Origin of the sequence: Sulfuricurvum sp., from assembly GCF_028712165.1 — a bacterium.
In the GTDB taxonomy this organism is placed as follows: Bacteria; Campylobacterota; Campylobacteria; order Campylobacterales; family Sulfurimonadaceae; genus Sulfuricurvum.
On record NZ_JAQTQR010000018.1, the window covers coordinates 1 to 26,767 of the forward strand.

The window sequence follows — 26,767 nt, forward strand, 5'->3', positions numbered from 1 at the left end:
CCTTTGGCATCGGTCGCTTCGAGCGTATGTAAGAGTTCCATTCCGTGTGAGAGTGCCTTCGCAGGGGGCGGATCGATCCAGCTGAGCTGAGAATCTCCCCATGCACTGAGTTCGAGGGCCAGCGGAGTGAGGTCACAGACACGGATCTCGGCCTCTTTGTGCGGGGTGAGGGCATGATGAGCGCTTTCGCTCCAAAGACGGTAGCATTTGCCGCTGCTGAGACGTCCTGCACGTCCTGCACGCTGATCGGCGGAGGCACGGGAAATACGACGGGTAACGAGCCGTTCCATCCCGCTGCGGGGATCGAATGTGAGCACTTTCTCCAGTCCCGAATCGACGACGATACGGATACCCTCGATGGTGAGACTCGTTTCGGCGATGTTGGTGGCGAGGACGATTTTGCGTTTGGACGAGGGGAAAATCGCCTTTTCCTGATCCGCTTTAGAAAGTTCGCCGTACAGAGGAGCAATATCGATCTCCATAGGGGAACAATGCTCTCTCAAAGAGGCTTCGAGTGTTTTGATCTCACGGGTTCCGGGTAAAAAGACGAGGATACTCCCCTCATCCCTCACGAGGATATCTTTTAGGATACCCATCAGTGCGGGGACGATCTTTTTAGCCTCAATAGAGGGAGAATTTGGTGGTAAATGCTCTATCGTGATCGGAAAGCTTCTCCCCTCGCTGGTGATAAGAGGGGGATGGTTCAAGAGCGTTTGTAACGCATCGGTATCGAGTGTTGCCGACATCACCAAAATCTTGAGATCCTCACGGAGAAACTCCTGAGACTGGAGGGCAAAAGCGAGCGAGAGATCGCTGTGTAGATGACGCTCATGAAATTCATCGAAGAGTATGAGGGCAACGTTTTCGAGGGAAGGATCGCGTTGGAGCATGCGGGTTAAAATCCCCTCGGTGACGACGAGAATTTTGGTCTGTTCGCTGAGCTTTTTTTCGGCGCGAATTTGATAGCCGACCCGTTCCCCTGCCTTTTCTCCCAGTAGTTGTGCCATCCGTGCGGCGGCACTTCGGGCGGCGATACGGCGCGGTTCGAGCATAATGATCTGTTTTCCGCCGAGCCACGGCTCATCCAAAAGCGAGAGAGGAACCACGGTTGTTTTTCCCGCACCCGGAGGAGCTTGCAGGATAAGGCGGTTATTGGATTTGAGGAGGGTTTGGAGTTCCTCAATGACGTCGTGTATCGGGAGTGTGGCCATTAAAAAGGGAGTTTGAACCGTCGCGCTTCGACACCGTGTATGACGTAGTAGAGCTCATAGTAATGGTTGACAATAAGTTGGAACTGCTCCAGACTCGGGCGGGTTGTTGCAAACAACAATCGATCGTTCGGTTGCAGAAGGGTTTCAGCTCTCGGTAAAAGGATAAACTCACCGTTCGAGCGCTCAAGCCCCAAAATGACAATTTCCAGGTCTTTGTCATCATGATAAGGGTTATTGAGTAATTGACCTATTCTTACGGGTGCTTCACGTAAATATCGGCTTAATGCGTACATATGGAGTTCATCGATTTCCATTTCAATCAATGCCGGGCGTTTATTGACCCTTCCGGTGATGAGCATCAGGGTATCGACAAATACCTCTTGATCTTGTATTGCAATCGCATCGATAAATTTAAACGTCATCGGTCGGTCTATGTAGTTGTACCCGTCAAGTGCGGCAATCTGATCGAGAATAAAAATCTTGTCAACTTTGAGATTGCTAAAGAGACTGCGTTCTTCGAGTTCATTTTCACGGACAATAGCAAATATTTTGGGATTGAGGGTGCGGGCGGTTGCAATGATAGAGAGATTGATCGCATCATCGTTGGTTCCGGCGATGATACATGCGGCATCCATAATGCCCGCCTGAATGAAAAAGTCCTGATCCGAGGAGACTTTTTCATGGGTCTCTTTGTTGATATCGAGATAGGCGTATTCGATTTGGTTGTTGTCGAGGGTATTTTTGAGCGTTTTTCCGAAACGTCCTTTAGCGCATACGATGTATTTTCCCTTAGGGAGAATATCGCTTTTGCTGACGTGGAGATTTCCCCCCTGAACCCAGCTCAATAGATTAAAAAGATAAGGGGATCGGAGCGCGAAATCGATCCTTTTTGAGATGATCGAAAAGGCATCGATAACATGATTAACGCCGATATTCGCTAAGTTTTCTCCCCCTTGTTTTAATCCTGAACGGGCGATGATACTCAGGTCTTTGTTCAAAATACGGGCACGAACCGAGATTTTGAGATTGAGCTGATCGTCATCGAAGAGGGTAACGAGAAATTTACAATGGGGTGACTCGATTCCTGAGGATTTGAGCACATCCGTCATGGACGCATCGGCCACGATTGCGGGGATAGAAGGGAGATACATTTCACTTTGCAGCGCTTCGATTTTTTCAATGTTTTTATCGATAACAATGATTCGGTATAAATTGTCTTTGTTGATTTTATCAATCAGTAATTTACCCGCATCGGTATAACCGCAAATAATAATAAAATCTTGTCTGAGATGACGAACCTTGCGTCGAAAGGTATTCATTTTTATCGCACTGGTAAAGGTTTTTTCCTGCAGCAATGCGATGATAGAACCCAATGCGTAAATCCAGGCTGGAACGGTAGAGTAAATGGTGATAAAAACAACGATACGCTGAGCATAGCTGAATGCGTAGGGGATCTCTCCGAATCCGATCGTCGTCGCCGTATAGGCAACCACGTACATGGCATCAAAAAAACTGAGATGAACGGGTTGTCCGTTATCTCCCGTTCCCGGAACGAGGGTGAGGAGAATGACGGGTATAGCATGGGCAAGATTCAAGACGATGAGGGGAACCCTCATTTTCCGTAAAAAAAGCCAAATGGTCGATTCGTTGCTCATTAATTACCGTATCAGCGTTTGAGTAGCAGGGTTTCACCGACGAAGAGGGTGACGGAGATGACATTGGCAACCAAAGCTCCAACAGCTAAAGAAACCACAATGGTAAAGAGTTCAGGAGTCATAACACTCGTCATGTTAACAATCCCCCAAAACGATGCGGCTGCAATAAGCTGTAAGTCTGCAACAAAGCTTGTCGCGAGGAGAACGGAACCCGTTTGGGTCTTATCCCCCAATTTCATAATGGTTGCAATAATATTAACCGTAATAGCAGCAACGAGCTCATATACGCTGTGATACGCGATAACGTCAAAATCACCATACACAAACCCGAAATTCAGAGTCAGGGCAAGGATGATAAAAAAACCGGAAATCACTTTTTCGGAATTCATAATACCTCTTTCTTTTTATTGTACTGTTTTATTGTACTTCATTTTTACTTTAAGCCTTGCTGAGTGTACACATTACGGGGATTCCATAAAATCCATCCGCAGCTCCCAAAAGCCTCACTCGCAGCGATTTGTTCACGGATCTCTTTTTCACCGTAAATACGTCGATCAAATGCGTAATCCCTAAACGCTTGGAGCCACGGACGATACGCTTTTGATGAAGTGCATGATTTTTTGAGGGCTTGATCCAAGGACTGTTTGACGATTTGATAGTTTGCTTCTACCGGATTCGGATACCCCGGGATTCCCATATGAAAACCGCTCGGATAGAGCATCGGTGAGAGATAATCAACATACGGTGCGAGGGCATCGACACGCTGACCGATGTCGATATCGGCATCGTTCCAGCTCACATACCCGAAAATATCGGCGGATACAAAGACATTGTACGGGAGGAGTGTTCTGCGTGCTTCTTCCAAAAAGCCTGAAATCGCTTTGACCCGTTCGGCCTGAGTATTTTCAACGGCGAATTTTATCCCTTTGCGATCCGGAAAACGGACGTAGTCGAATTGGATCTCGTCAAACCCGGCTGCTGCTGCTTCTTCGGCAATGGAGAGGATGTATTTACGAGGCTCTTTGCGTGATGCATCGATCCAGTAGAGCCCTTCTTTGTCTTTGAAAAGCGATCCGTCGGTTGTGTGTACCCCGTATTGCGGGTTGGCGGTAACGTAAGGGGTATCTTTAAACGAAACGATACGGGCGATGACGTATATCTTTTCTTTGTGCAAGTCGGAAACAAACTTTTTCATGTCTCTGAACAAGATCAGATCCTGTGCTCCGATTTTGTTTGCGATCGGATTGTCGGTTTTAAAGGCGATCTGTCCGCGATCCATTTTGATATCAATAACAAAAGCATTGATCTCCGTCGTTTGGAGAAGATTTTTGGCATTGCCCATGATTTTGGTGCTGGTTGCGCCGAAGCTGGAGAGATAAAGGGCTTTCGGGGTAAAAGGATCCAAATACATTTTACCGCCGCTTTTGTAAAACTTGCGGTCGTATCCGATAGCACGCACCCCTATGATCCCTGATGAGGGGACGATAAAAGTACCGTTGCTGTCGGTACGGTACTCTTTGTTACCCGAAATGACGATAGCATCCGCAATCGGTTTGGATGTTGATTTGTCGTAAACCGTTCCGCTGATCAGTGCCCCCCATGATAATGTAATAAAACCTACTAAAAGCGCCAGTGCTTTCACTCATATTCTCCCAAAATTTCAATTGCCGTATCCTAGCAAAAAAAATGCCATAAATGGGAGGTTTGAAGCGATAAAATGTTAATATATATTAATAAGATACCAAAAAGGTAATAACCATATGTCATTTACGACTTTAGGGCTCAGCCCGCACCTCCTCGATACCCTGACTGCAAAAGGGTACAGTGAGCCGACTCCGATCCAAACGCAGGTCATTCCACTCGTATTGCGAGGGCGGGATATCCTCGGAGCCGCTCAAACGGGAACCGGAAAAACCGCAGCGTTTGCCTTGCCGATCATCCATAAACTCATCAGTGCCGCCGATGCCAAACAAGCAAGCGCCAGAGCTTTGGTCATCGTTCCGACACGAGAGCTCGCATCCCAAGTAGCAGAAGCGATCCGCTCGTACGCCGAGGGGCTTGAACTCACCGTTATCGCTCTCTATGGGGGAGCGAACATGGCGCGTCAGGCAAAAGAACTGGAAGAGGGAGTTGATATCATTGTCGCCACTCCGGGACGGCTTATCGAGCTCAACAAACAAGGACATGTTCCCCTCTCACGCATCGAGTATCTGGTGTTTGACGAAGCCGATACAATTTTCGATATGGGGTTCATCCGTGAAGTAGGTCAGATCATCGATCTGCTCCCGCTCAAACGCCAAAACATGCTCTTTTCGGCAACGATGACCCCTGCGGTCAAACAGCTGAGCGAAAAGATCCTCAACAAACCGCTGTTGGTGGAGATCGATAACCTCAAAGCCGCCGATATGACACTGCGTCAAGTCGTCCATCCGGTCGAAAAAGAGCGCAAAAAAGAGCTGTTATCGTATCTGATCGGCTCCAACAACTACCCGCAGGTTCTCGTCTTTACCCGCACCAAAGCCGAAGCCGATGAAGTGAGTGCCGACCTCACTGCCAGCGGACTCAAAAACGTAGTGATCCACGGCGATAAAAAACACGGTGCCAGAGATCGCGCACTCAATGAGTTTCGAGAAGGTAATGCCCGTATCCTCGTAGCAACCGATATCGCCGCGCGCGGGTTGGATATCGAAGGTCTGGATGTCGTCATCAACTATGATATTCCCCATGTCAGCACCGACTATCTCCACCGTATCGGACGTACGGGACGTGCGGGCAATGACGGCTTGGCGATTACGCTTCTCTCCTCCTCAGAGCATATCTCATGGTCGAAAATCATCACGATGCTCGGGAAAAACGTCGAGACGATCTTGGTTCCCGGATTCGAACCCCCAGCCGATAACGCCCTCGTAAAAACACGCGGTAAAAGTCTCTCCAAAGAGGCTGAGAAAAAGGGAAAAACGGAAGGGGCATTCGGAAACAAGCGCAAAAAAGAGCCGGTTCAGCCCAAATTTGTCGGTAAACGGGGGCCGCGTTTAGCACGTGACGAACCTTCCGGCAAGAGCAACTCAGGCAGAGACAGTGCCTTCGGTAACTCTAAAAAACCCTCACCGAAAAAGTCAGGCGGACGGGGGAGATAATCTCTCTCTTTTTTGTTGATATGCTAAACATTTCCCACACAGTCACAATCCCTGACTCCGAGATCGAGATCACCGCTATCCGCTCTCAAGGCTCCGGCGGACAGAATGTCAACAAAGTCTCCACAGCGATCCATCTGCGTTTCGACATCAACGCCTCAAGCCTCCCCGATTTCTATAAAGAACGTCTCCTAGAGATTACCGATCACCGTATCACCAAAGACGGCATCATCAACATCAAATCCCAAGAATCACGCTCTCAGGAAGAGAACAAAGAATCGGCACTGGAACGGCTCAAAGAACTGATCAAAAGCGTCACGATTGTCCAAAAAAAGCGCAAACCGACCAAACCGACCCGTAATTCACAGAAACGGCGGATGGACAGTAAAACGAAGCACGGGAATATTAAAAAGATGCGGGGGAAAGTGAATGGTGACAAAGATTAAGGTTTATAACCTTCTGTTGAATAGTAAATATCAAAATATGCAGGATTAATAGCTTGATGTAGTACAACAGATTCCAGCCAAAATGCTTTGTCGGGATTTTTAGGTTTATTAGCTATTTTATAGTAAAACCTTATAAACATAAACAAGGTGGTATTTAAATAATAAAGAGGTGGATCTATTGAAGCATTTTCACCACCGAATAAACCTTTCACATTTTCATTATCACTATGACATTTAGACGAATACGCTCCAATATTGACAGATAGATATGAATGATGAACTGATTCTGAAAAAAACTGATGTCGCTCTTTTCTATAAGTGTACCAAAAGTCTATAAATTCATTATCAAAACCAATGTTTTTTTCAATAGCAGAAATTTTTTCAAACATTTTATTTTTAGAAAATAACTTGTACCATATTTCATTTGAAGCATTTTCATCTTTGCCTTTAATATATTCTTTAAAGTCTTCTTGAGAGTATATTAGGATGATTGTTTGATTACATAATTCTGAAATGCTTCGTACTAAGGTACGTGCCGGATTATCTAATCCTTTTTCAAGTAAGTCGATTATAGCGATAGAGTAATTTGTTATTTGTAAAAATAGATTTGATAATATAAAATTTGGATTAGGAATTCCATCTTCAGATAGCCAGTTTTTTGGAAAAATTTCTTCATCTGACTCTGAAGAATGTAATGATAAACTTATCATAGCAATACAAAGTGTAGATAAATTCGCTAATGTTAACTCATTGTTGAAAAAATTAGTATTGATTTTCTCTCCATCTTTTTGTTGTTCATTTATAAAAGATATGATTGCATCAATATCAGAAATTTTTATTGTTTTCTGAAAAGCTTTTTTAGAGATATTATTAATATTATTGACGTTTTGTTTAACTAAAGCTCTTAATTTTTTATTAGTAAGTTTTTTCATAATATGAGCTTTTCAAGTGACACTGTTAAATATATCACGCCGAAACTTTCGGCACCAATACTTCGAGCGGAATATGAAGCTGTGCCGAGAGGTTGGAAATCATGCTGAGTGATAGTCCGATTTTACGGTTGAGCACTTCGGAAACCTTGCTTTTGCTCCCGATGATGGGCACCAAATCTTTTTGTTTGAGTCCCATCTCCTCCATACGGTATTTGATCGCTTCGATAGGATCTGGAGTTGCGATTTGCCAATGTTGCTCTTCGTATTTTTCGACCAACATCGCGAGGACTTCGAGTTCGTCGCCTTCAGCGGTTCCGATCTCAGGCTCTAAATCCATCAATACGTCGATACGCTCAAGCGCTTTTTCGTAATCGGCTTCGGTTCGGATAGGGGATAGTTGCATGTTAAATCTCCTCTGCATTGATTTTGTCGTATTCGCTGTGGGTTCCGATAAATTTGACTCGGACGATTTTCCGTTTGTAATCGATATGGACGATCAGACGGTAATCATTACCCTTGATATTGAAAACGACGCGGTTGTCACGTAAAAAAGAGGCACTGGAATACTCACGTTTTATCTGATCGGGACTTTCCCACTGTGCTTTACGCACATCAGAATGCCACACTTCCAGAGGCGTTTTAGCCTGAGGATGATTTTCATAAAACAGTACCAATGTCTTTTTACTGATAACATTCATAGGGGAAGTATAAGATTTGTTCCTTTAAAAGGAACTTAGCTATAAGGTTGTATATTTTTTTTTCTCTTTAGCCAAAACTCCCAACAAACATGTCGGGAATAGAGAACTAGTTTTTAGTCATTGCTATTTAGAATCTCTTCGATTTCTTCTTCGGTTGCTGCTTCTATGTCCAAGATTTTACCTTTGAAAACGAGATCTTTGCCTGCGAGCGGGTGATTTCCGTCGAGTGTGGCATGATCGCCTTCTATCGCTGTGACGGTATAGATAACGACATCTTCACCATCCTCGTCGAGATATCCATCCACTTCCATCCCGATACTTACTTCAGCCGGGAGTTCACTGAGGGCTTCCGTTACAACCAACTCAGGATCATATTCACCAAACGCTTCATCGGATGCGAGGTTGACGGTAAAGGTATCATCAACCGCTTTCCCGTCCAATGCCTCTTCGATGGCCTTAAAAATCTGACCGTAATCACCATGAAGATAAACAATCGGCTCATCTTCCTCGTAAAGGAGGTTTCCCTTTGTGTCGAAAATCTGATAATCGACAGTGACAATAGAATTTTTAGTGACAGGCATGGGGACTCCATTGGGTTGAGATTTTGGATAATTCACTTTGCATTATAGATAGAAATAGATACGATGCTTGTATCGAAACGGTAATATTCAGAGCTATTTACCGCTTAACTCCCGTGATAGCTTTAAAAACGCTTCTCCGTAGCGTTCGAACTTCACTTCCCCGATACCGCTGATACCCAACATCTCCTCTTTTGTATTTGGAAGCTGTTCAGCGAGTTCATAGAGGGTTTTGTCTCCGAAGACGATGTAGGCGGGGATACGGTGCTCTTTGGCGATGGCGGCTCGGAGGGCTTTGAAATCCTCGAAATGGATCGGGGCATGGAGATCGCGTGTTTTTGTTTTGACAGAGGCTTTTTTAGGGGATAGGCGCTCTTGTCGGATGTGGACGCTCTGTTTCCCTTTTAGAATCTCCGCACCGCTTGCGGTGAGTTTCAACGCTTTGTATTCGTCAGGTTCGATGGCTCCGAGTTCGATGAGTCTTTTGGCAACCGTGCTCCATATGCTCTTACTCAGGTCTTTCCCTATCCCGAAAACACTGAGTTTCTCATGGGCGTTGGAGAGGATTTTCTCTTTTTCCTCTCCGCAAAGCACTTCGGAAATATAGGTTGCACCGAAACGTTCTCCGGTTTTATAAAGACACGAGAGGAATTTCTGGGCGGGGACGGTGATGTCGGTTTTGGGACTGAGTGAGTCTTTGCAGTTGTCACACCGATCACCGCAGTGCTCTACGCTGTCGCTGAAATAGGAGGCAATCAGGCGGTGACGGCACTCTTCGGCGGTGGCGTAATCCATTGCGGAGCGGAGTTTGGCGAGGATCATCTCGCGATATTGAGGGTCGCTTCCCTCGTCGATGAGTCTTTTTTTGTTATAAAAATCGCTCCCCGAATAAAAGAGGACGGCCTCGGAGTCGATCCCGTCGCGACCCGCACGTCCGATCTCCTGATAATAGTTCTCTATCGTTTTAGGCAGGGAGGTGTGGATGACGAAGCGGATGTCCCCTTTGTCGATTCCCATCCCGAATGCGACGGTAGCCACGATGATCTGCGTTTCGTCGTTTAAGAACGCCTGATGGACGCTTTGGCGCTGCTCAGGACTCATCCCCGCATGGTAGGCGGAACATTTCAGAGCTTTTTTCGAGAGAAATTCGGCGATCTCCTCGGTCTCTTTGCGGGAAAAGGCGTAGATGATCCCGCTCTCCCCCTCGTGTTTGTTCAGAATGCCCATGAGCTCGGTGCGCCATCCGCTGTCACGCTCCCGGACGGAAATGGTGATATTTTTGCGCAGTACCGGCGCACGCAGTATCAGAGGATCACGCAGCCCCAACTGAGAGAGGATATCCTCACGTACTTTCGGGGTAGCGGTGGCGGTAAAGGCGGCGATAGGGGTATGAGGAAATGCACAACGCAACTCTCCGAGTCTGCGGTAGTCGTCGCGGAACTCATGACCCCATTCACTGATACAGTGGGCTTCGTCGATGACGAAATAATTGATATCCAGCATCGCTAGCCACGAGAGGAATCCGCCGTTCGCTAGCCGCTCCGGAGCGATATAGAGGAATTTTAAGATGCCGTTTTTTGCTTTTGTAAAAGTTTGTTGCTGCTCCTGCGGCGATTGGGCTGATGAGATCATTGCCGCCTCGATCCCGAGCTCATGGAGGGCGAGTACCTGATCGTGCATGAGGGCGATGAGCGGAGATACGACGATGGTGATTCCGTCCATCAGCAGGGTAGGGAGCTGATAACAGAGCGATTTTCCCCCTCCGGTAGGAAGCAGCATCGCCAGATCACGACGGCTCAAAATCGCGTCTACTGCCTCTTCTTGCATCTCTCTGAAACCGGGGAATCCGAAGGTGTGTTTGAGGACTTTGTATTTATCGGTGAGGGATTCGGACAAGAGGTGCCTTTTGCAGGGATAAATTGCACCATTATAGCACGCAGGGGAAAGAAGGATAGATTCTTGTCACTTTTAGATTTTATTTTTATGCGTTATAATTGATTTCATATTACGGATAAAAGGGTAACAATGAAAGCAATCGTCGGAGTTTTAGCGGCAGTCATTATCGGGGCAATCGTGATGATGTTTGTAGGGCATATGAATAATGTTCCAAAACTGGATGAATCGGTCAAAGCCTCATGGTCACAAGTCCAAAATCAGTACCAACGACGTGCCGATTTGATCCCGAACCTCGTCGCTACCGTCAAAGGGTACGCATCGCATGAAAAAGAGGTCTTTACCCAAGTGGCCGAAGCGCGTGCCAAAGTAGGGCAAATGACGATCACTCCTGCCGTTTTGAATGATCCGAAAGCGTTTGCCGCTTTTGAAAAAGCGCAAGGCGAACTGAGCAGTGCACTCTCTCGTCTGATGATGGTCAGCGAACGCTATCCCGAGCTCAAAGCCGATAAAAACTTTATGGCATTGCAATCGCAGCTGGAAGGGACCGAAAACCGTATCAGCGTTGCACGCCGCGATTACATCGATACCGTCAAACAATACAATCTCGAGCTGCGTACCGTTCCGGGTCGCTGGGTAGCAGCTATTCTCTATCCCGATGCGACGGTCAAAGAGACGTTTAGTGCCGAACCGCAGAGCCAAAAAGCGCCTACCGTATCGTTTTAAACGATGATACGCTTTTTAGTATCTCTCTTCTTTTTTCTTGGAGTTGCCGCTTGGGCGGCTCCCACTTTTCCTGAGCTAAGCGGTCGTGTCGTCGATCAGGCAGGATTACTCACACCCGATCAAGAACTATCCCTTTCAAATCTATCAAAATCAATCGAAGATAATACTACGGCTCAGGTCGTCGTCGTCACCCTCAAATCGCTGGAAGGATACGATATCGCCGATTACGGCTATCAGCTCGGACGCCACTGGAAAATAGGGCAGAAAGGCAAAGATAACGGACTTCTTATCATTATTGCTCCCCATGATCACAAAGTCCGAATAGAGGTCGGATACGGTCTGGAAGGGGAGATTACCGATGCTCAGGCAAATGATCTGATCCTCACTAAAATGGTTCCACGGTTTAAACAAAAAGATGTTTACGGTGGAATTAAAAACACGATGGAAGAAATCAAAACAATTATCGCAAAAGAGTATCAGACAGAACCTGTCAAGGAAAAACCGCATCTTTTCTATATTCTTTCAATCGCTCTGATACCATTGTTAGTTTTAATCTTTTGGGCAGGAACATATTATTTTTCAAAACAAGTGATATTTATCCTTAAATTAACGGTATCACTCTTTATTGGAGGCATAGTCGGTATGTTGGTTTGGATAGCAAGCCATCTAGTAATAGTTAGCGTAATTGGAGGTTTGATTGTATTTATTATTACCTACTTTACTAACAAAAAATCTGATTTTGGCTCTATTATCGATACAATTGGTAATTCGTCTGGTTCAATGAGCAGTGATTCGTTTGATATTTTCAGCGGAGGCGGCGGCAGTTTCGGCGGTGGCGGTTCAAGCATCGATATCGGTGATTTATTAGATGGATTGGGGAGTTAATGAAACAGTTAAATGAGACGCTAAAAGCTCAGATCAAAGAGGCGATAGAGAGTGCCGAACGTCAAAGCTCATGCGAGTTTGTCGCAGTGATTACCCAAAAAAGCGCTAATTACCAAATATATGCTTTTTTCTTTGCGGCACTGAGCGCATTGTTAATCCCTCATTTGATTTATTGGCTGAGTGATTGGTTTAGTATTGAAAAAATCTTTCAGTTACAGATCACTTCCTTTATTCTATTGATGATCCTTACCCAATTATCAGTGGTTACAAATGGATTGGTTCCATCGGCAGTAAAACAGCGTCAGGCGGCATTGGTCGCACAACAGAGTTTTCGAAAATTTGGATTGTATCGGACGTCGAAACGGCGGGCGATCTTGTTTTTTGTCTCTATCGATGAAAAATATGCCGAGATTATCACCGATATCGGAATCGATGAAAAAGTACCTCAAGAAACATGGCAAGCGGTTATTCAAGAGTTTCGTCAAAATTTAGCGACGAAAAATGTAGCACAGGGGTATCTCGAAGCGATCGAAGCATGCGGTGCAATTTTGAAGCGAGAATTTCCTGCCGAAGCTGATGATACGGATGAATTACCGAATGAACTGATTATCGATCATAATTGAGATCGTTTTTACACAAAATTTATACATGATGAGTATGCTTATGCAAAAATAGAAGGATACTCTATGCGTCGTCTTTCCCTGCTATCGATTTTGTTCCCGTTCTATATGTTTGCATCATCAATCCCCGAAAACGCCCTCTATCTGCAAGGACAAAGCGATAAAGGGATCATTTTGGCACACGGCAAAGGGATGAACCCTGATTTTAAAGTGGTGAAGCCTTTGCGTTTGGCACTCAATAAAGATATCGGCTTTCACACATTATCGCTGCAAATGCCCAATCAATTTGAGGCGTATGAAGATTATGAGAAGGAACAGCCGAAAGTCGATGCGATGATCGATCAGGCGATCGATTTTTTACACAGCAAGGGTGTCAAGACGATCTATCTGATAGGGCATTCGTTAGGGGCCGGGATGACCAGCAGCTATCTGGTATCTCATCCCGATGCCCCGATCGCAGGGTATATAGCTATCGGGTGTCGAGGGAATCAAAGCAAGCTCATTTCGTGTACCGACAATATGCCGAAAATAAAGATTAAAACACTCGATATCTGGGGCAGAGATAACAATGAGGATGAAAGCTTTGCCGTAATGCGTGCACCGCTTGTCGGAGAGCATTATCGGCAATACGGTGTTGAAGGTGCCAATCACGTTTTAGACGGATCGATGGATTTTGTCGTGGAAGAGGTTGAAGGGTGGCTTGAAAAGTAAAATTCAACATATTTTACATTCCATTTAGTTATTTTAAACAAAAAAAAGTTATTATGCTCCTTGAATCATAATCTCTGTAGATAAGTATAGGAATAATAATGTTTTTAGTGCTGGAAGTGGGATTTTTTGTATTCGCATTTTATCGAGGACGTGGGATTGAAGCGCTATTTGCTCTAGTGGCATTTGTCGGCGTAACATTTGGGTTGTTAGAATCCGGATATGATCAACCCGATTTTATTCATTTGGCAGATGGTATTTTCATAATAACTTTAATAGTAATGGGACTTTTTCCTAAAAAAGAGAAACTTTCCCGATGCCCTCAATGTGATGCATTGATTTTGGAAGATAGGCTCAGTTGCAAAGAATGCGGCTATTTATTTAAAAATGATGTTGCAATGGAAAAAAGCAGCAAAAATATTTCGACAAAAACCATTGTAATGAAGACGATTGATGAATTTGAAAAGATTAAAAATCAGATTATAGAGCAATACGCACCGCTCGGTTACACCACTCGCTCAATTGACAAAGAGGACTCCTTGATGCTGAAAAATGAGTATGTTAACAACTCCTATATTTTGCTCAAACGAGACGGATTTGAAGCGACAATAGATATTTATAATGTTAATAAGAATGTGGTTTGAAAATTTTTTGGAGAGCGAAATCGTAGAAAAAGAATGATCTGGATACGATAGCAACATGATAACGTTCTATGGCAGATTAATCAACAGCCCATAAGGTTTAATATTATAATATATTTGAAAGAATGATGAGGTTTTTGGGATGGAACGCTTTAGTGTGCACAGTTTTGTTATCTTAATGGCATTGGCAATGTTTGCAGGATGCGCACAGCACAGCGTCGAGAATGACAATCTCATAAATAAGATTCAGGAAGAGCCTAAAGCGGATATCAATGTTTCGTCTGCAGCTTCTAAGCCTATAGCAGTGGAAAAAGTTTCAGAGAATAAAAAAAATCCATCCAATAAAACGACTTCAAAAAAAGATCTCTCTAAAAAAACTGATAAAACTTCCCTTACCACTGAATCTGAAGTAGAAATAAACATTGATGAGCTCAATCAAAAGGTAAAAGAGTATAAAACACGGGAAGTTCGTGAAATCTTAAATACCAATCCAAAAGCATTTGCAATGATCGAAGAATCGGATAAAAAACTTTATTATGTCGGTCCGAGCGGCTGGAGAGTGATAGACATTATAGAGGGATTACGAAATAAGCGATTACATCAAAAAGAGATTATCAACCATATTAAAACCGCCAAACTGCCCTACAAAATGTACACTTACCACGAAATTCAAGTGTTGTTGAAAAATAAAATCCCGTTCAGAGTCATTAATACGATGATGACGGTCTCCAAATAGAGCTTTAATCCCAGATTATTGTATTACGCCCGCTCTCTTTGGCACGATATAGTTTTTGGTCTGCATCATTTAAAAATTCGGAGAAACTGTTAAACTGTGGTCGAAACTCTGAGACGCCTATACTGATGGTGCAGGATACCGATCCGCTTTTAGACGGAATGACTAACGATGCAACGCTCTCTTTGACCTCTTCTGCCAAAACTACAGCTTGTTCAACAGAGCTATTCGGTAAGAGAATAACAAATTCTTCTCCTCCGATACGGGCGAATATATCGTCTTTACGAATACGTGTTTTGACGCTTTGGGTAATACAAATCAGAACATTATCGCCGCTTTGATGACCATAAGTATCATTGATGACTTTGAAAAAGTCGATATCGAACAATATCAGTGATAATGGAGTCGCATACCTTGTAGCATGGGCAATTTCTCTTGTTGCATTTTCTTCAAGATAGCGTCGGTTGTAAATATGGGTGAGCGGATCGGTGATGGCTAACTGCATCAGCATCTCATTCGCTTTTTGAAGTTCTGCTGTTTTTTTCCCTACTTCGTTTTCAAGATTTTGAGCCAACGATTCCAATGCATTATTTGACTGGAGAAGCAAGCTGTTCGTTTCATTGACCTGACGGAGCAAAACACCGAAAAAGAGGGTTGATGTCATAAGTGCTGCGATAAATTCCTGTATGTAGAGCGTATTTTGTACGGGGGTAAAAACCGAAAACGGACCTTGGTGGTTTATGGTGTAATAAATAGCGATCATGCTGACGATCATACCCATCGTCATCCCGGAACGAAGGCCGTTACGATAGACAATCCATAGGGTGATCAAAACAAAAATCATCGGAGTTGTAGGAAGGACACTCGGGGTAAATCCGATCGAAAAGAGAGAAACTGCCAAAACAATCGTTGCGGCATCAGTAAATATGGATTCAAAAAGGTGTTGGGTAAAGAGAAACTTTTTAGGGTATTCGAACCATGAGAGGATTAACGGAGTCAGAAATAAAATTCCGAGTGAATCGCCGAAAAAGTGAATGCGCCACAAAGCGATAAAGTCGCTTTGCGTCTCGATTTGATTATAAAGAAGCTCTGTAAAGAAGGCACTGAAAGAGGGATTGATTGCCAAGGCGATAACGATGAATAAGAGGACGAAGCGGATATTATTGAAGCTTTTGTGTGTTGAACACAGACGCTGCATCAAAAAGGCAGAAAGCATGGTTTCACCGAGGTTTATCAGTGCAAATTGAAATGCTTGAACGGGAGTAAAACTGGATATATCGGCTACTATTTCTGCGGTGATGATGGCTAAAACAATCCATATCCATTCACGCATCGGGCGAAGAAGAAAAACGGCCAATAATATACCGTTTGGGAACCATATGATCGACATCTCCTCATTCATGGTGGTAAATGCGAGGCTGATTTTACCTGCTGCCATATAGGAAACCATCAAAATTAGGAGAAAGACGGGATAGTATTTAATGATAGTGAGACGTTTATCAGTATCCATACGGCTTCCTCCTTGTATGGTAGAAAACTATTATAACTTATAAATGTAGCACGAGTATATTTTAAATAATTTAAGGAGTTGCAGTAAATTGGATTCTAAATGTTGTCCCTTCATGAAGTTGCGATTCAACTGTGATAGGAAAGTGGTATTCCTGACAAATCATATGGACAATATTGAGCCCAACTCCGAAACCACCGTTTGCATCATCAAAACGGGTATAGCGTAAAAAAATATCGTTTAGTTTATCTTTGGGTATACCGATACCTGTATCTTTAACAGATAAAAAGCCGTTATTTAAAACGACAGTGATGTTTCCGGAACGTTTATTATATTTGATTGCATTGGAGAGGAGATTATCGATAACCCGAATCAGTTTTTCCGAATGAGCTTTTACGAATGTGGGTTGAATATTCAAATCAAAAGTGATTTTTTTGGCATCGGCAAGAGGACGAAAATAATGGATGCGTTCTTCGAGTATAGGGGCTAGATCGAGCGATTGTTCGGCAAAGGCAGTTTTTTGATAGAGTGTCAGAAAGGTCAGGTCGTTGTAGAGATGGGAAATCGTCCGAAGTGCAACGGTCATACGCCCAAGATGTTTGTCAATCTTTGGATCGGGTCCTTCTTCATAAAGACGTTCAACGCTCATCGTAATAATCGAGAGAGGGGTGTTGAGCTCATGGGTTGTATCACGGATGAAGCGGTCGAGTTTGCTGATATACACGCGTAACGGGCGAAGAAAAAGTTTAGAGAGCGTATAGATGACGAGCGTCATAAATATGATCGAGAAGGTCAAAACGATAAAAATGCTTTTACGGGTTTTGGCAAGTTCCTTGTCGATAGAATCGGCACGAATGACCAAATATCGATAGCGGTGTAGCTTTTCCATATCGATCGGTTCAATAGAATAGAAGTGGTCGTTATATTCGAACATGCCCAATTTAAAAGGAATTGAAAAAGGCTTGTCGGAGGTATAAACGACCTTTTTTTTATCATCCATTATGGCTACTTCAAAACGGGGATCGCCGATCATCCAGTCTTTGATATCCTGTATAGAGGTCGCAGAGTAGATATTTTCATTTACTTTGTCTGCATAATAGCGTATTGAATTTTGGCGTATATCGATATAGATATTTTGTTGATAGTAATAATAGAGGACCGAGAGGGTTAATAAAAATAGGGTATTCAGGGCGACAAAGACCGATACGAACTGGATGAGGGGTTTGCGTTCAATGTTGAGCAAGATAGTATCCCTGACCCCGTATATTGACGATGGTCTCTTTTCCTAAAATTTTGCGGAGGTTTTTGATGTGAGTTCGAAGGCTCTCTTCTTTTGTCTCATCATCATAGTCCCAGGCAGCAGAAAAAAATTGCTCATTGCTGATAATCTCACCTGGATGGATGAGGAGCATTTTAAGAATTTTCGACTCTTTTCGGGCTAGTGGGATCTCTTTGTCATCTTCGTAAAGACGATTGAGCTGAGGGTTAAAATAGATATTTTTTGTAATGGTGATTTTATCGTTTGATTTATGGAAAAACTGCCGTTTCATAAGCGATTTAATCCGGATCTCCAGTTCTTTGAGCTCAAAAGGCTTGCGTAGAAAATCATCGCATCCGGAATCAAACGCTTTGGAAAGATCATCGATACTTGATAGGGAACTGATAAAAATCGCCGGATTTTCTTTGCCCTCATGACGTAATTGCTTTAATACATCAAAACCGTTTTGCAACGGAACTTTGATATCCAGCAAGTAGAGGTCAAATGCTTCATCGTAGGCGGTATCCACTGCTTCAAATCCGTCATAGACACAGACGACTTCATATCCGAGTTCTTCAAGAAATTCTTGAATGATTTCGGAGAGGGTTTCATCGTCTTCAAGCAGTAAAATTTTTTGGCGCGATAATGGATTGGTTTGCATAGTCGGATTATAGCATCGTTAAAAAAATTGTGAATCATCCTTATCCAAAATATCTTACAAATCTTTAAGAAATTTATCCTATAATAACGTTATATCATTTAGGATATAACGTTTGAATGAAAGGGGTTGCTATGACAAAAATTATGAATAGGGGTTTTAAAAGTATAACCCCTGAAATTCCTACGCCGCCATCACTTCGTCTGTACATGATATGGGGTGAGGATAAAATCCGCAAAATGGTCCGTTATCATCACAATTTACTCCGTCTTAGTGATTTGGATAATTTTTTACCCAATGATGAGGAAAAGTTTGAACATGCCACGCTCAAAACGGCTGATTTTTTTGTGGATGTACTATCGAATGGCAGATTTTCAAAAACACAATATGGCTTTCCAGCACAAAAAATGCGTTATTTTCAAATAACTGTTGATGAACATGCACGTGATGTGTGGCTGGAGATGTATAAAAAAGCGATAAAAGACATGAGAATGCCCTCAGAATGCATCGAGGATTTTTGGAACTGGATTGAACCGCTGTCGCTTTGGATGATCAACCGTCGTACCATGGCGCAAGTACCCCGCTATCCTTATAAAGATATCTGGATTGACTTTGTTGATATGAAACTGTTCGGTTCGTGCAGTGCGTAGAGAAGGGGAGGCTGGTCTTCTCAGACAATTTCGTTTAGGCGGTATTGGCTGAGGCGACTACGCCTCGATGAAATCGATAACGCCGTTTTTTTATCATTAGAATTTTTAGTGCTCCTGTTCTGCTCTTGCGTTAATTGCGAATTACCACTTCATAAAAACGTAGATTCTATTGATACATAAAACGGGGAGGTTCCCCAAAATTCGTTATGCCGCAAAAACCAGTTTTCCGCTATAAATTTTTTGTGATGGAGCTTTTATCGAATCTTTCTGAAGCATGATCGAAAAGATTTTCATTGCATCGGTGCGGTTTTTTGAAGCGATGGTTTCAATCGCCTCTTCCATATCGATTATCATGATTTGTTCACGCTGTAATTTCTCACGTACCTCCATAGCGTCCAAACCCAAAAAGCGGCAAAACTCTCCCAAACTTTTAGAATGGAGAGCATGTGGCAATAACTGCGAAGCGCATGAGGATGTCACTTCTCTCATGGATGCAAGTGACACAATCTGTTCAGAGAGTTTTTTGAGTTTTTGCCGCATCATATAGACATGGATCGGAATGACACACAAAAAGAGAACACCTGCACCCATATGGAAACGCATCACATCAAACGGATAGATTCCGGCTTTGTTCAGTACAACAGTGGCAACAATCGTAAGTACACTGGAAATCATCAACGAAATCGTCACCGCTTTTAATACAATTCTACTTTTCATTTTTAACCCTTTCTGAAACAGACTTCATTATATCAAAAAAGATATAATGATTGTTTTTAGAGTTATGCATAATGCGTTCACGATTAATAATAGGAGATTTTATTATATTCTTAAAAAATAATAATATAGCGTTATATCAAAATACAAATAAGTTATGTTTTAAGTTTATACATGTGATACTTCCATAACCGCAGACATTCATCCAATATTTTTAAAGGATATGTCATGAAAACCAGTGCACGTAATGAGATCAAAGGGACTATTACCGAGATCAAAAAAGGTCAAATCAACAGTGAAGTTGTCCTATCGGTGGGCGGAGATGTTGTTTTAAAATCGGTTATTACCAATGATTCAGTTGATGAGATGGAATTGGTAGTCGGCGAAAGTATTTGTGCCATTATCAAAGCACCGTTTGTAATGGTGGCAAAAGAAAAACCGGGCAAAATCAGCACTCGTAACATCATCGAAACTAAAGTGACCGAAGTTAAAAAAGGGATTGTTAACGGTGAATTAAAACTCGCTATGGGCGATCAAACCCTGACCGCTGTAATCACCGAAGATTCTGTTGAAGATTTGGATTTCAAAGTAGGCGATACCGTTTACGCTCTTATCAAAGCCAACTTCATTATCCTCGCAAAATAAATCTCTCTTTTTCCGGGCATCGCCCGGTATTTACTTATCTTTTCCAATACCATTTGTCTTTATTCAGGTATCTCGATTGAAGAGATCGGAATAAGCAACAATGAACCCAGTGCATGAATCATTTCGATATCGTCATCAAAATGGGTGCCGTCACTGCCCAGTAAGTGAATCGCTTGTTCAAGAACCAACGTCCGAATCGCGTATGAAGAGCATTGAATCTCATTGAATGCCTTGTTTAATGAATCAATTGAAACATCCCTGTGATAAGTCAGAGTTGGAAGAACCAGAGCCGTTTTTAGAGCTTCTATCGATTCATTTATACGTTTTTCATTGCCAAACTGAGTTTGAATCAGCAGTGAAAAAACGACGCTAAGCGGCTCTTGAATCTGCTCGATCTTTTTGTAACGCTCTCTAGGAGGTTTGGAAAATCCAAACTCACGATCCAATGGCGTTAACACGATTGCGTGCAGTGACCATTCCCATATCGAAACGACCTGATCCATTTCGATCAAGTCGATAACGATTTGGCGAAAAGCGGTGTACTGTTGTTCGGACATCATTTTAAGTGACGGGATTGAGAGATTAATGAGGTCAAGATGGGCACTGCGGGGCAGGTCGTGCATCTTTGTGTAGGTAGTTTCGATATTTTTATACAGCATCGGTGAACTGTTTTTAAGATATTTTTCTTGTTTTAGGAGGGTAATGTTTTCTGCACTCAGAAGCAATGTCAATATAATCCATTGGGCACTTAGTGCATTGGCACTCATAATATGTAAAGAATCCGGCAGGGCCTCCAGACGGGTTCGTGCGTATTTGAGATTTTGATTGCCGGGTTGCTGAGCGATACGCGAGAGAGTTTCGATAACCATAGGACTGCTCAACACCGAAGCGAGGTCGGTTGATGGGCTGAACTGTGATTGCACGGTGTTGTCGGAAGATTTTGGGGGTTTTGGCGACTTTTCCTCTCTCGGAATAAATTTTCCGTTCCAAGAAGGGTCTATTCGACGTATCCGATCTTCAAGTCTGGGATGTGTAGAGAAAAAATGATCCCAAAAATTGGTAATGCCGTCGGCAAAAAAGAGATGGGCGTACGTTCCTCCGGCCGAGGATCGGATGGAAGAACCTTCTGAAGCAGCTCCTATTTTTATGAGGGCGTTGGCAATCCCTTGAGGATATCGGGTGTATTGAACGGCTGAAGCGTCAGCGAGATACTCTCTTTGGCGCGAAATCATTGATTTGATCCATTCGCCGAAAAAAGTACCGATCCATCCCAATATCATCAACCCTAACGCTAAGAGATAGAGGGCAACGATAGGATTTTCCCCTTTTTTATTATCGGAACTGCGTGATACGTACCTGTCCATATGGGAGTCATGGAGCGCTTCGATGATAAACCGGCCGATGGCACCGATAAAAACGATTCCGTATACCAGTCCGCTAAGATGGAGATTGAGGCGCATATCGCCGTTAAAAATATGGCTGAACTCATGGGCTATTACCCCTTGGAGCTCTTCACGATTGAGTTGATCCAGTGTCCCCTGTGTAACACCGATCACCGCATCGTTGTAGGTAAAGCCGGCGGCAAAAGCGTTGATCCCTCCATCGGACAGCAGATAAACACTCGGTGGGGAGATTCCTGATGCTATAGCCATCTCTTCGACGACGTTGAGAAGGACTTGCTGCGATTTATCCTGGGATAAACGGGTGATGAGTTTACCTCCGAGCGAGAGGGCAACGACTTTTCCGCCATCTTTGAGTAAAAAGTATTGAAAAAATGAAGCCATAGCAACGATAAAAATGACTGAAATAAATGATCGTATAAATAGAGCTTCTTCAAAGTGTTTTGGAATAAATTTTCCGGTTAATAGATAGTGATCAATACTAAGTATCAACATCGAGATAGAGGCTGCAAAACCGCCGACACCAAGTACAAATACAATAATCAGACGGAGAGTGGATGCTTTTGCTTGCTGTTGTGCATCAAAAAAATTCATGCCGAACCGTTAAAATGCCATTTTCGGAGGGTTTTGAATCTCTTTCGCATCCTCAAACTCGATCATGGCCGCATCACGGGTATGCCCGAACAGGGTTGCAAACAGGGTTTGCGGAAAGGATTGACGATAGATATTGTATTCCATGACCGAATCATTGTAAAACTGCCGTGCAAAGGCGATTTTGTTTTCAGTGGTAGAGAGTTCTTCCTGGAGGTTTTGCATCGTTGTATCGGCTTTGATCTGCGGATAATTTTCCATCACCATACTAAAGTGTGAAATGGCGCCTCGAAGCGTATTCTCGGCTTCAGACATTTGGCGAATGATGGCAGGGTCGGAGGGATTGTTATGCGCTTCGCGCAACTGTTTTGATGCGCCGTTGCGTGCAGCGATTACCCGCTCTAGAGTAGTTTGTTCGTGTTCCATGTACCGTTTTGCCACTTCGACCAAAGAGGGGATCAAATCGTAGCGGCGTTTGAGCTGTACATCGATTTGGGAAAAGGCATTGATGTATCGGTTTTTCGTAACAACGAGACGGTTAAAAATCGAAATAATATAAAAAATCGTTCCGAAAATAACGATACCGGCAATGTACTTCCCCATATAAACTATCTCCCTGTTTTTTTGTTAATTATAGTATACAAAAAAATATTTTATTTTGATAGTTTAAATGATGATATCAGTGATGGTGATGAAACTCCAACACCTCTTTGATCTCTTCGGGAGTCGCTTCATGAATATCCAAAACCGTACCTTCAAAAACGAGATCCATTCCTGCGAGAGGGTGATTACCGTCGAGAGTAGCCTCTTTTCCATTGATTTCGGTAACGGTATAGATGGTGACATCGTCGGAATCTTCGTCAAAATATCCATCCAGCTCCATTCCGACACTCACCTCTACCGGCAGTTCGCTGAGGGCTTCGGTGATTACGAGTGAAGGATCGTATTCTCCGAATGCTTTATCGGCTGTAAGGGTCACTGAGAACGGCTCACCGATGCTTTTGCCCTCTAACGCTTTTTCGACAGTTGGAAAAATGTGACCGTAATCACCGTGGAGATAAACGAGTGACTCTTCTTCTTCGTGGAGAAGGTTTCCCTCTGTGTCATTGATATGGTAATCGAGGGTTACGATGCAGTTTTTGGTGATGGTCATGAAATTCCTTAGGGTAGAGGTATGAGGATAGGGTTAAATGCTTTGGTCGAGATTATAGCGTGTCCGCCCACACGGAGTTCTGAAGCCTCGGCAGAGCTAAGAACGGTACGAACGACGGAAGATCCAACGAGCAATGTCACGATTACGGCAGGAGAATCTTCTTCGATTTTGAGAACCTCACCGATAAGCTGAAGTTTGCCGCTGAGCGCTTGCGGACTGAAAAACTCCATAGGGGGACAGATCGATTTTATCTGACCCGATTCGACGGATGCGAGACGGTCGGAGAGTTTGACGGTTTCGGCGATGTCGTGACTGACCAGAAGGGTCGTGACGCCGAGACGCTGATGGATCAGGGTGAGTTCATCTTGGAGCTTTTGGCGCATAAGCGGATCAAGCGCTGAGAGGGGCTCATCGAGGAGGAGAATTTTAGGACGACGCACCAAAGCGCGAGCGAGGGCAACCCGCTGTTTCTGTCCGCCGGAGAGTGTAGAGGGGAGACGATCCGAGAGAGCGGTGAGTTCGACGAGTTCGATCAGTTCATCAATGTTCCCCTTTTGTTCACTGTTGTCCGCGGCAAAGAGGAGATTCTCCCGTACGCTCATCGTAGGGAAAAGGGCATAGTCTTGGAATACAAATCCGATGCTCCGTTTTTGGGGAGGGAGGTTGATTTTTTGGGTACTGTCAAACCACACTTCGCCCTCTACCTCGATCACTCCGCTGTTGGGCTTTTCGAGTCCGGCAATGAGGCGCATCAAAGTCGTTTTCCCGGCACCTGAAGGGCCGAAGAGGGTGAGAAATTCACCGTAGTTGATATTCAGCTCGAAATGGGCATTGATTGAGCCTTCGGCGGTATCGAGACGCTTTGTAATATTAATTACTATCATCGAATACCGCCCAATGATTTTTTATTCAATGTGTAGACGAGAAGCAAAATTGCAAAAGTAACCGCAAAGAGGGTAAGGGCGTATTGATGTGCCAGTGCGTAGTTGAGCGATTCGACTTCGTCATAGATAGCGATAGAAGCGACTCGGGTCTCACCCGGGATATTTCCGCCGATCATGAGGATCACCCCAAACTCTCCGACCGTGTGGGCAAATGCCAGTACGATCCCTGAAATAAGGCCGTGACGGATAGAGGGGAGGATAACCCGTATCATCGTTTCCAGTTTTGATTTCCCGAGGGTATAAGCGGCTTCAAATATGGATACGGGAACTTGTGCCAGTGCCGATTGGATCGGATGCACCATAAACGGCAAACTGAAGAGGACTGAACCTACGACAAGCCCCTCAAAACTAAATGCGAGGCGTATACCGTGTTCGGTCAAAAACTTTCCGATAAATGATGAGGGGGTAAAGGCAAGAAGAAGATAAAACCCTAAAACGGACGGAGGCAAGACCAGCGGCATAGAAACGATCGTTTCTACGATGCTTTTAAACCGCATACGGCTAAAAACCAAAAATGAGGCAAGGGGAATCGCAATGACAAGCAGTATTAGGGTTGTAATCGATGCGAGTTTAAAGGTCAGCACCATCGTGCTGATGAATTCAGATTCCATGGGTCTCTCTCAATAAGGATATTTCGCTCGGCTGAACCATCCAGCACACTTCGTCGCCTTCACGTATCGAGAGGGTGTTAAACGTCAATGTCGGCACGAGTGCCATGATCGTCGTCTCATGATAGGTGAGGGTGATTTGTGAGAGGATAATTCCGCGCTCGATAGTCTGAACACGTGCACGCTGCATATTTGCAGTGGCGGCGGAAAACACTTCGGAGAGGATGACTTCGGTCTCTTTGAAAGCTAATGTGACAGGGGTATTGAGCAATTTTTTTTCATCCGAAGCTTCGGCGAGCAGGAGATAAAAGGTATCTGCTCCCACACTAACCCCCAAACAGGAGAGATGCTCAGATGTAGTGACAGAGGTAATGACGGCTTTTAGGATGTTCATTGTGTATTTCTTCTATTCGTAGAAGTGTCTGGACAAGTTTCATCACGGCGCACATTACAAATGTCCATTAAAAAAGTGTTGGCATGTTTGAAATTTTTATCTTGTTCGTAAAAAATTTGTGGTTCTTTTTCTCCATGCATCAGATTGTTCCGTAATCTAAAAATGATCCGTAACAAAGCTTCAATTTTTTCTTTTTTTGACGGTGATGCGGAAAGTAAAATTCTCTCGACCGTTTCTTTCCCATTGTTTTGTTTAAATATAAATGAATTAAAAGTCGTTGTTAAAGAAGCGTTCTCGACATAGCGATTTTTAAAATATATCCATGTTTTATCTAATGATGGTATAGACTCATGTTGTAAGTTCTCAGCAATACTATGTGATTGGTTGATTTGAGCATTGCATTGACAACATGCGCGTTCAAAGATATTCCATATGAGTGAAAAATGGAGAATATTTTTAATTTTTCTTCCATCGAACTCTGTATAAGTATATCGATTTTTAATCCATTGAGTTACGGTCATCATTCAATCCTTTATTTTCATACATTTTTCTTCGTCATCCTCGGGCTTGACCCGGGGATCCACCCCCATAAAGCAAAGCTGGATTCCCGATCAAGTCGGGAATGACGGGAAACAAATTTATTGTTCACCGCAAATATTCCAAATGACGATAATACGGAGAGCCTAAAAAGGTATCCAAAAGCTCTTTTGAGGGGTGTATCAAATTTAGCATCTCTACTAAAGCATTTTTGAGGCGTATTAAATCTTTATGTATCACACTCCATAAAACATCTCCGTCTGTTCCTCGATAATCGTGAGAAATTTTATCTCGTATCCCTGCAACGCTGACCCAATCGATCTGGGTTGATATATCTTTTTTGAGATTCGGATCGATTTTTTTCGATTCTTCCCCAATCGCAATAAACAAACTAATGACACCGTTGAGCGGTTGCTGTTCATCCGCCCAAATGAATTCATCGGGTGTTTTGTATTTACCGGAGTATATCCACACTTTCTCGATACATTCGAGCATGGTCATAATGTAGATTAGATTTTCTTCTTTATACATAGATAAAATCTTTTTGTGCGTAATGTTTGATGATCGGATTCATGTATTTGAGACTGACGAAGTCAACTTTCGGTACATGCAAATTTTGCGCTATCACATCAGAAATCCGCATAAATTCCAATCCGCTTTCGAGTTCTATGCTGCTGTCTCGCTCATAAAAAATATCAATATCGCTCTTTTCGGTTGCTTCATCGCGAGCGACGCTTCCGTAAATCCCTAAAGTTGTAATCCCATACCGGATACGAAATTCATCTTTTTTAGAGCGGAGATAGTTTAATACGGCTTCTCGTTTCATAGAATTCCTTTTAAAGAGACGT

At 43.5% G+C, this 26,767-nt stretch carries 32 protein-coding genes; 10 read left to right on the plus strand and 22 right to left on the minus strand.

Annotated elements, in window-relative coordinates; translation table 11 throughout:
- The 4 genes from hrpB to PHP90_RS04765 all read right to left on the minus strand — a co-directional run.
- Positions 1-1,211 (minus strand): ATP-dependent helicase HrpB (gene hrpB / locus PHP90_RS04750; RefSeq protein ID WP_299926057.1); only part of this gene is annotated, 1,211 nt, incomplete at its 3' end.
- Positions 1,211-2,866, minus strand: coding sequence for an NAD-binding protein (locus PHP90_RS04755; protein WP_299926060.1), 1,656 nt, complete (start codon positions 2,864-2,866; stop codon positions 1,211-1,213). The genes hrpB and PHP90_RS04755, both read right to left, overlap by 1 nt.
- A gap of 11 nt (positions 2,867-2,877) precedes the next feature.
- Positions 2,878-3,255 (minus strand): DUF6394 family protein, encoded by a 378-nt coding sequence (locus PHP90_RS04760; protein WP_299926063.1) that lies wholly within the window; start codon positions 3,253-3,255, stop codon positions 2,878-2,880.
- 44 nt (positions 3,256-3,299) lie between these two features.
- Positions 3,300-4,508, minus strand: a complete 1,209-nt coding sequence (locus PHP90_RS04765) for a putative glycoside hydrolase (protein ID WP_299926065.1) — start codon at positions 4,506-4,508, stop codon at positions 3,300-3,302.
- A 118-nt stretch (positions 4,509-4,626) separates the two neighbouring features.
- Here PHP90_RS04765 and PHP90_RS04770 point away from each other — a divergent pair, with 118 nt between their 5' ends.
- On the plus strand, positions 4,627-6,003 hold the full coding sequence (locus PHP90_RS04770; RefSeq protein WP_299926068.1) for a DEAD/DEAH box helicase: 1,377 nt from the start codon (positions 4,627-4,629) through the stop codon (positions 6,001-6,003).
- 20 nt (positions 6,004-6,023) lie between these two features.
- Positions 6,024-6,446 carry an alternative ribosome rescue aminoacyl-tRNA hydrolase ArfB gene (arfB, locus tag PHP90_RS04775; protein ID WP_299926071.1) on the plus strand — a complete coding sequence of 141 codons (423 nt, stop codon included), beginning with the start codon at positions 6,024-6,026 and terminating at the stop codon, positions 6,444-6,446.
- On the opposite strand, the gene PHP90_RS04780 is transcribed toward arfB, so the two are convergent.
- From PHP90_RS04780 to recQ, 5 genes are all read right to left on the minus strand, one after another.
- Positions 6,443-7,378 carry a DUF5677 domain-containing protein gene (locus PHP90_RS04780; RefSeq protein WP_299926074.1) on the minus strand — a complete coding sequence of 312 codons (936 nt, stop codon included), beginning with the start codon at positions 7,376-7,378 and terminating at the stop codon, positions 6,443-6,445. The genes arfB and PHP90_RS04780 overlap by 4 nt on opposite strands.
- A gap of 34 nt (positions 7,379-7,412) precedes the next feature.
- Positions 7,413-7,781 carry a DNA-binding protein gene (locus tag PHP90_RS04785; protein WP_299926077.1) on the minus strand — a complete coding sequence of 123 codons (369 nt, stop codon included), beginning with the start codon at positions 7,779-7,781 and terminating at the stop codon, positions 7,413-7,415.
- A gap of 1 nt (position 7,782) precedes the next feature.
- Positions 7,783-8,076: a type II toxin-antitoxin system HigB family toxin gene (locus PHP90_RS04790; RefSeq protein WP_299926080.1), complete on the minus strand. Its 294-nt coding sequence runs from the start codon at positions 8,074-8,076 to the stop codon at positions 7,783-7,785.
- Positions 8,077-8,189: 113 nt separating this feature from the next.
- On the minus strand, positions 8,190-8,657 hold the full coding sequence (locus PHP90_RS04795) for a peptidylprolyl isomerase (RefSeq protein WP_299926083.1): 468 nt from the start codon (positions 8,655-8,657) through the stop codon (positions 8,190-8,192).
- A gap of 93 nt (positions 8,658-8,750) precedes the next feature.
- Positions 8,751-10,550, minus strand: coding sequence for a DNA helicase RecQ (gene recQ / locus PHP90_RS04800; RefSeq protein ID WP_299926086.1), 1,800 nt, complete (start codon positions 10,548-10,550; stop codon positions 8,751-8,753).
- A gap of 129 nt (positions 10,551-10,679) precedes the next feature.
- Here recQ and PHP90_RS04805 point away from each other — a divergent pair, with 129 nt between their 5' ends.
- The 6 genes from PHP90_RS04805 (at position 10,680) to PHP90_RS04830 (ending at position 14,863) form a co-directional block, all read left to right on the plus strand.
- Positions 10,680-11,273 (plus strand): LemA family protein, encoded by a 594-nt coding sequence (locus tag PHP90_RS04805; protein ID WP_299926089.1) that lies wholly within the window; start codon positions 10,680-10,682, stop codon positions 11,271-11,273.
- Between the two features lie 3 nt (positions 11,274-11,276).
- Positions 11,277-12,158: a TPM domain-containing protein gene (locus PHP90_RS04810; protein WP_299926092.1), complete on the plus strand. Its 882-nt coding sequence runs from the start codon at positions 11,277-11,279 to the stop codon at positions 12,156-12,158.
- Positions 12,158-12,781: a TPM domain-containing protein gene (locus PHP90_RS04815; protein ID WP_299926095.1), complete on the plus strand. Its 624-nt coding sequence runs from the start codon at positions 12,158-12,160 to the stop codon at positions 12,779-12,781. The genes PHP90_RS04810 and PHP90_RS04815 overlap by 1 nt, the downstream gene beginning before the upstream one ends.
- 63 nt (positions 12,782-12,844) lie before the next feature.
- Positions 12,845-13,489: a DUF3530 family protein gene (locus tag PHP90_RS04820; RefSeq protein WP_299926098.1), complete on the plus strand. Its 645-nt coding sequence runs from the start codon at positions 12,845-12,847 to the stop codon at positions 13,487-13,489.
- Positions 13,490-13,587: 98 nt separating this feature from the next.
- Complete coding sequence (locus PHP90_RS04825) at positions 13,588-14,130, plus strand: hypothetical protein (RefSeq protein WP_299926101.1); 543 nt, start codon at positions 13,588-13,590, stop codon at positions 14,128-14,130.
- 139 nt (positions 14,131-14,269) lie between these two features.
- Entirely contained in the window at positions 14,270-14,863 is a 594-nt protein-coding gene (locus PHP90_RS04830) for a hypothetical protein (protein ID WP_299926104.1), read from the plus strand.
- Between the two features lie 4 nt (positions 14,864-14,867).
- Here the strand turns inward: PHP90_RS04830 and PHP90_RS04835 are convergent, their stop codons facing one another.
- The 3 genes from PHP90_RS04835 to PHP90_RS04845 form a co-directional block, all read right to left on the minus strand.
- A complete protein-coding gene (locus PHP90_RS04835; protein ID WP_299926107.1) occupies positions 14,868-16,370 on the minus strand; it encodes a diguanylate cyclase in 1,503 nt (500 codons plus the stop codon).
- A gap of 70 nt (positions 16,371-16,440) precedes the next feature.
- Positions 16,441-17,610 carry a HAMP domain-containing sensor histidine kinase gene (locus PHP90_RS04840; protein WP_299926110.1) on the minus strand — a complete coding sequence of 390 codons (1,170 nt, stop codon included), beginning with the start codon at positions 17,608-17,610 and terminating at the stop codon, positions 16,441-16,443.
- Positions 17,597-18,286, minus strand: a complete 690-nt coding sequence (locus PHP90_RS04845; RefSeq protein WP_299926113.1) for a response regulator transcription factor — start codon at positions 18,284-18,286, stop codon at positions 17,597-17,599. The genes PHP90_RS04840 and PHP90_RS04845 overlap by 14 nt, the downstream gene beginning before the upstream one ends.
- A 131-nt stretch (positions 18,287-18,417) precedes the next feature.
- Between PHP90_RS04845 and PHP90_RS04850 the strand changes: the two genes are divergently transcribed.
- Positions 18,418-18,933, plus strand: coding sequence for a globin (locus PHP90_RS04850; protein ID WP_299926116.1), 516 nt, complete (start codon positions 18,418-18,420; stop codon positions 18,931-18,933).
- A 204-nt stretch (positions 18,934-19,137) separates the two neighbouring features.
- Here PHP90_RS04850 and PHP90_RS04855 read toward each other — a convergent pair whose 3' ends face one another.
- Complete coding sequence (locus PHP90_RS04855; protein WP_299926119.1) at positions 19,138-19,650, minus strand: hypothetical protein; 513 nt, start codon at positions 19,648-19,650, stop codon at positions 19,138-19,140.
- A gap of 225 nt (positions 19,651-19,875) precedes the next feature.
- Between PHP90_RS04855 and PHP90_RS04860 the strand changes: the two genes are divergently transcribed.
- A complete protein-coding gene (locus tag PHP90_RS04860; protein WP_299926122.1) occupies positions 19,876-20,292 on the plus strand; it encodes a TOBE domain-containing protein in 417 nt (138 codons plus the stop codon).
- A 59-nt stretch (positions 20,293-20,351) separates the two neighbouring features.
- Here PHP90_RS04860 and PHP90_RS04865 read toward each other — a convergent pair whose 3' ends face one another.
- The 9 genes from PHP90_RS04865 to PHP90_RS04905 form a co-directional block, all read right to left on the minus strand.
- Positions 20,352-22,286, minus strand: a complete 1,935-nt coding sequence (locus tag PHP90_RS04865; RefSeq protein WP_299926125.1) for a M48 family metallopeptidase — start codon at positions 22,284-22,286, stop codon at positions 20,352-20,354.
- 9 nt (positions 22,287-22,295) lie between these two features.
- Positions 22,296-22,886: a LemA family protein gene (locus tag PHP90_RS04870; protein WP_299926128.1), complete on the minus strand. Its 591-nt coding sequence runs from the start codon at positions 22,884-22,886 to the stop codon at positions 22,296-22,298.
- Positions 22,887-22,962: 76 nt separating this feature from the next.
- Positions 22,963-23,436, minus strand: coding sequence for a peptidylprolyl isomerase (locus PHP90_RS04875; protein ID WP_299926131.1), 474 nt, complete (start codon positions 23,434-23,436; stop codon positions 22,963-22,965).
- A gap of 8 nt (positions 23,437-23,444) precedes the next feature.
- Entirely contained in the window at positions 23,445-24,320 is an 876-nt protein-coding gene (locus PHP90_RS04880) for an ATP-binding cassette domain-containing protein (protein ID WP_299926134.1), read from the minus strand.
- Positions 24,317-24,991, minus strand: coding sequence for a molybdate ABC transporter permease subunit (gene modB / locus PHP90_RS04885; protein WP_299926137.1), 675 nt, complete (start codon positions 24,989-24,991; stop codon positions 24,317-24,319). Before modB ends, PHP90_RS04880 begins: the two co-directional genes overlap by 4 nt.
- Positions 24,981-25,382, minus strand: coding sequence for a hypothetical protein (locus PHP90_RS04890; protein WP_299926140.1), 402 nt, complete (start codon positions 25,380-25,382; stop codon positions 24,981-24,983). The genes modB and PHP90_RS04890 overlap by 11 nt, the downstream gene beginning before the upstream one ends.
- Positions 25,379-25,906, minus strand: a complete 528-nt coding sequence (locus tag PHP90_RS04895) for a hypothetical protein (RefSeq protein ID WP_299926143.1) — start codon at positions 25,904-25,906, stop codon at positions 25,379-25,381. The genes PHP90_RS04890 and PHP90_RS04895 overlap by 4 nt, the downstream gene beginning before the upstream one ends.
- A gap of 121 nt (positions 25,907-26,027) precedes the next feature.
- Positions 26,028-26,450, minus strand: a complete 423-nt coding sequence (locus PHP90_RS04900) for a HepT-like ribonuclease domain-containing protein (RefSeq protein WP_299926146.1) — start codon at positions 26,448-26,450, stop codon at positions 26,028-26,030.
- Positions 26,443-26,745, minus strand: a complete 303-nt coding sequence (locus tag PHP90_RS04905) for a nucleotidyltransferase domain-containing protein (RefSeq protein WP_299926150.1) — start codon at positions 26,743-26,745, stop codon at positions 26,443-26,445. Before PHP90_RS04905 ends, PHP90_RS04900 begins: the two co-directional genes overlap by 8 nt.
- Between the last annotated feature and the right edge of the window lie 22 nt (positions 26,746-26,767).

What these genes read in the sequence shown, in the direction of transcription:
- modB (WP_299926137.1), bottom strand. Translation starts at nt 24,991, where the DNA reads ATGGAATCTGAATTCATCAGCACGATGGTGCTGACCTTTAAACTCGCA.
- PHP90_RS04855 (WP_299926119.1), bottom strand. Translation starts at nt 19,650, where the DNA reads ATGAAAAGTAGAATTGTATTAAAAGCGGTGACGATTTCGTTGATGATT.
- PHP90_RS04905 (WP_299926150.1), bottom strand. Translation starts at nt 26,745, where the DNA reads ATGAAACGAGAAGCCGTATTAAACTATCTCCGCTCTAAAAAAGATGAA.
- PHP90_RS04805 (WP_299926089.1), top strand. Translation starts at nt 10,680, where the DNA reads ATGAAAGCAATCGTCGGAGTTTTAGCGGCAGTCATTATCGGGGCAATC.
- PHP90_RS04790 (WP_299926080.1), bottom strand. Translation starts at nt 8,076, where the DNA reads ATGAATGTTATCAGTAAAAAGACATTGGTACTGTTTTATGAAAATCAT.
- PHP90_RS04845 (WP_299926113.1), bottom strand. Translation starts at nt 18,286, where the DNA reads ATGCAAACCAATCCATTATCGCGCCAAAAAATTTTACTGCTTGAAGAC.
- PHP90_RS04870 (WP_299926128.1), bottom strand. Translation starts at nt 22,886, where the DNA reads ATGGGGAAGTACATTGCCGGTATCGTTATTTTCGGAACGATTTTTTAT.
- PHP90_RS04785 (WP_299926077.1), bottom strand. Translation starts at nt 7,781, where the DNA reads ATGCAACTATCCCCTATCCGAACCGAAGCCGATTACGAAAAAGCGCTT.
- PHP90_RS04825 (WP_299926101.1), top strand. Translation starts at nt 13,588, where the DNA reads ATGTTTTTAGTGCTGGAAGTGGGATTTTTTGTATTCGCATTTTATCGA.
- PHP90_RS04760 (WP_299926063.1), bottom strand. Translation starts at nt 3,255, where the DNA reads ATGAATTCCGAAAAAGTGATTTCCGGTTTTTTTATCATCCTTGCCCTG.
- arfB (WP_299926071.1), top strand. Translation starts at nt 6,024, where the DNA reads ATGCTAAACATTTCCCACACAGTCACAATCCCTGACTCCGAGATCGAG.
- PHP90_RS04770 (WP_299926068.1), top strand. Translation starts at nt 4,627, where the DNA reads ATGTCATTTACGACTTTAGGGCTCAGCCCGCACCTCCTCGATACCCTG.
- PHP90_RS04860 (WP_299926122.1), top strand. Translation starts at nt 19,876, where the DNA reads ATGAAAACCAGTGCACGTAATGAGATCAAAGGGACTATTACCGAGATC.
- PHP90_RS04880 (WP_299926134.1), bottom strand. Translation starts at nt 24,320, where the DNA reads ATGATAGTAATTAATATTACAAAGCGTCTCGATACCGCCGAAGGCTCA.
- PHP90_RS04810 (WP_299926092.1), top strand. Translation starts at nt 11,277, where the DNA reads ATGATACGCTTTTTAGTATCTCTCTTCTTTTTTCTTGGAGTTGCCGCT.
- PHP90_RS04850 (WP_299926116.1), top strand. Translation starts at nt 18,418, where the DNA reads ATGACAAAAATTATGAATAGGGGTTTTAAAAGTATAACCCCTGAAATT.
- PHP90_RS04875 (WP_299926131.1), bottom strand. Translation starts at nt 23,436, where the DNA reads ATGACCATCACCAAAAACTGCATCGTAACCCTCGATTACCATATCAAT.
- PHP90_RS04795 (WP_299926083.1), bottom strand. Translation starts at nt 8,657, where the DNA reads ATGCCTGTCACTAAAAATTCTATTGTCACTGTCGATTATCAGATTTTC.
- PHP90_RS04835 (WP_299926107.1), bottom strand. Translation starts at nt 16,370, where the DNA reads ATGGATACTGATAAACGTCTCACTATCATTAAATACTATCCCGTCTTT.
- PHP90_RS04755 (WP_299926060.1), bottom strand. Translation starts at nt 2,866, where the DNA reads ATGAGCAACGAATCGACCATTTGGCTTTTTTTACGGAAAATGAGGGTT.
- PHP90_RS04820 (WP_299926098.1), top strand. Translation starts at nt 12,845, where the DNA reads ATGCGTCGTCTTTCCCTGCTATCGATTTTGTTCCCGTTCTATATGTTT.
- PHP90_RS04815 (WP_299926095.1), top strand. Translation starts at nt 12,158, where the DNA reads ATGAAACAGTTAAATGAGACGCTAAAAGCTCAGATCAAAGAGGCGATA.
- PHP90_RS04865 (WP_299926125.1), bottom strand. Translation starts at nt 22,286, where the DNA reads ATGAATTTTTTTGATGCACAACAGCAAGCAAAAGCATCCACTCTCCGT.
- PHP90_RS04900 (WP_299926146.1), bottom strand. Translation starts at nt 26,450, where the DNA reads ATGTATAAAGAAGAAAATCTAATCTACATTATGACCATGCTCGAATGT.
- PHP90_RS04830 (WP_299926104.1), top strand. Translation starts at nt 14,270, where the DNA reads ATGGAACGCTTTAGTGTGCACAGTTTTGTTATCTTAATGGCATTGGCA.
- PHP90_RS04890 (WP_299926140.1), bottom strand. Translation starts at nt 25,382, where the DNA reads ATGAACATCCTAAAAGCCGTCATTACCTCTGTCACTACATCTGAGCAT.
- PHP90_RS04895 (WP_299926143.1), bottom strand. Translation starts at nt 25,906, where the DNA reads ATGATGACCGTAACTCAATGGATTAAAAATCGATATACTTATACAGAG.
- PHP90_RS04780 (WP_299926074.1), bottom strand. Translation starts at nt 7,378, where the DNA reads ATGAAAAAACTTACTAATAAAAAATTAAGAGCTTTAGTTAAACAAAAC.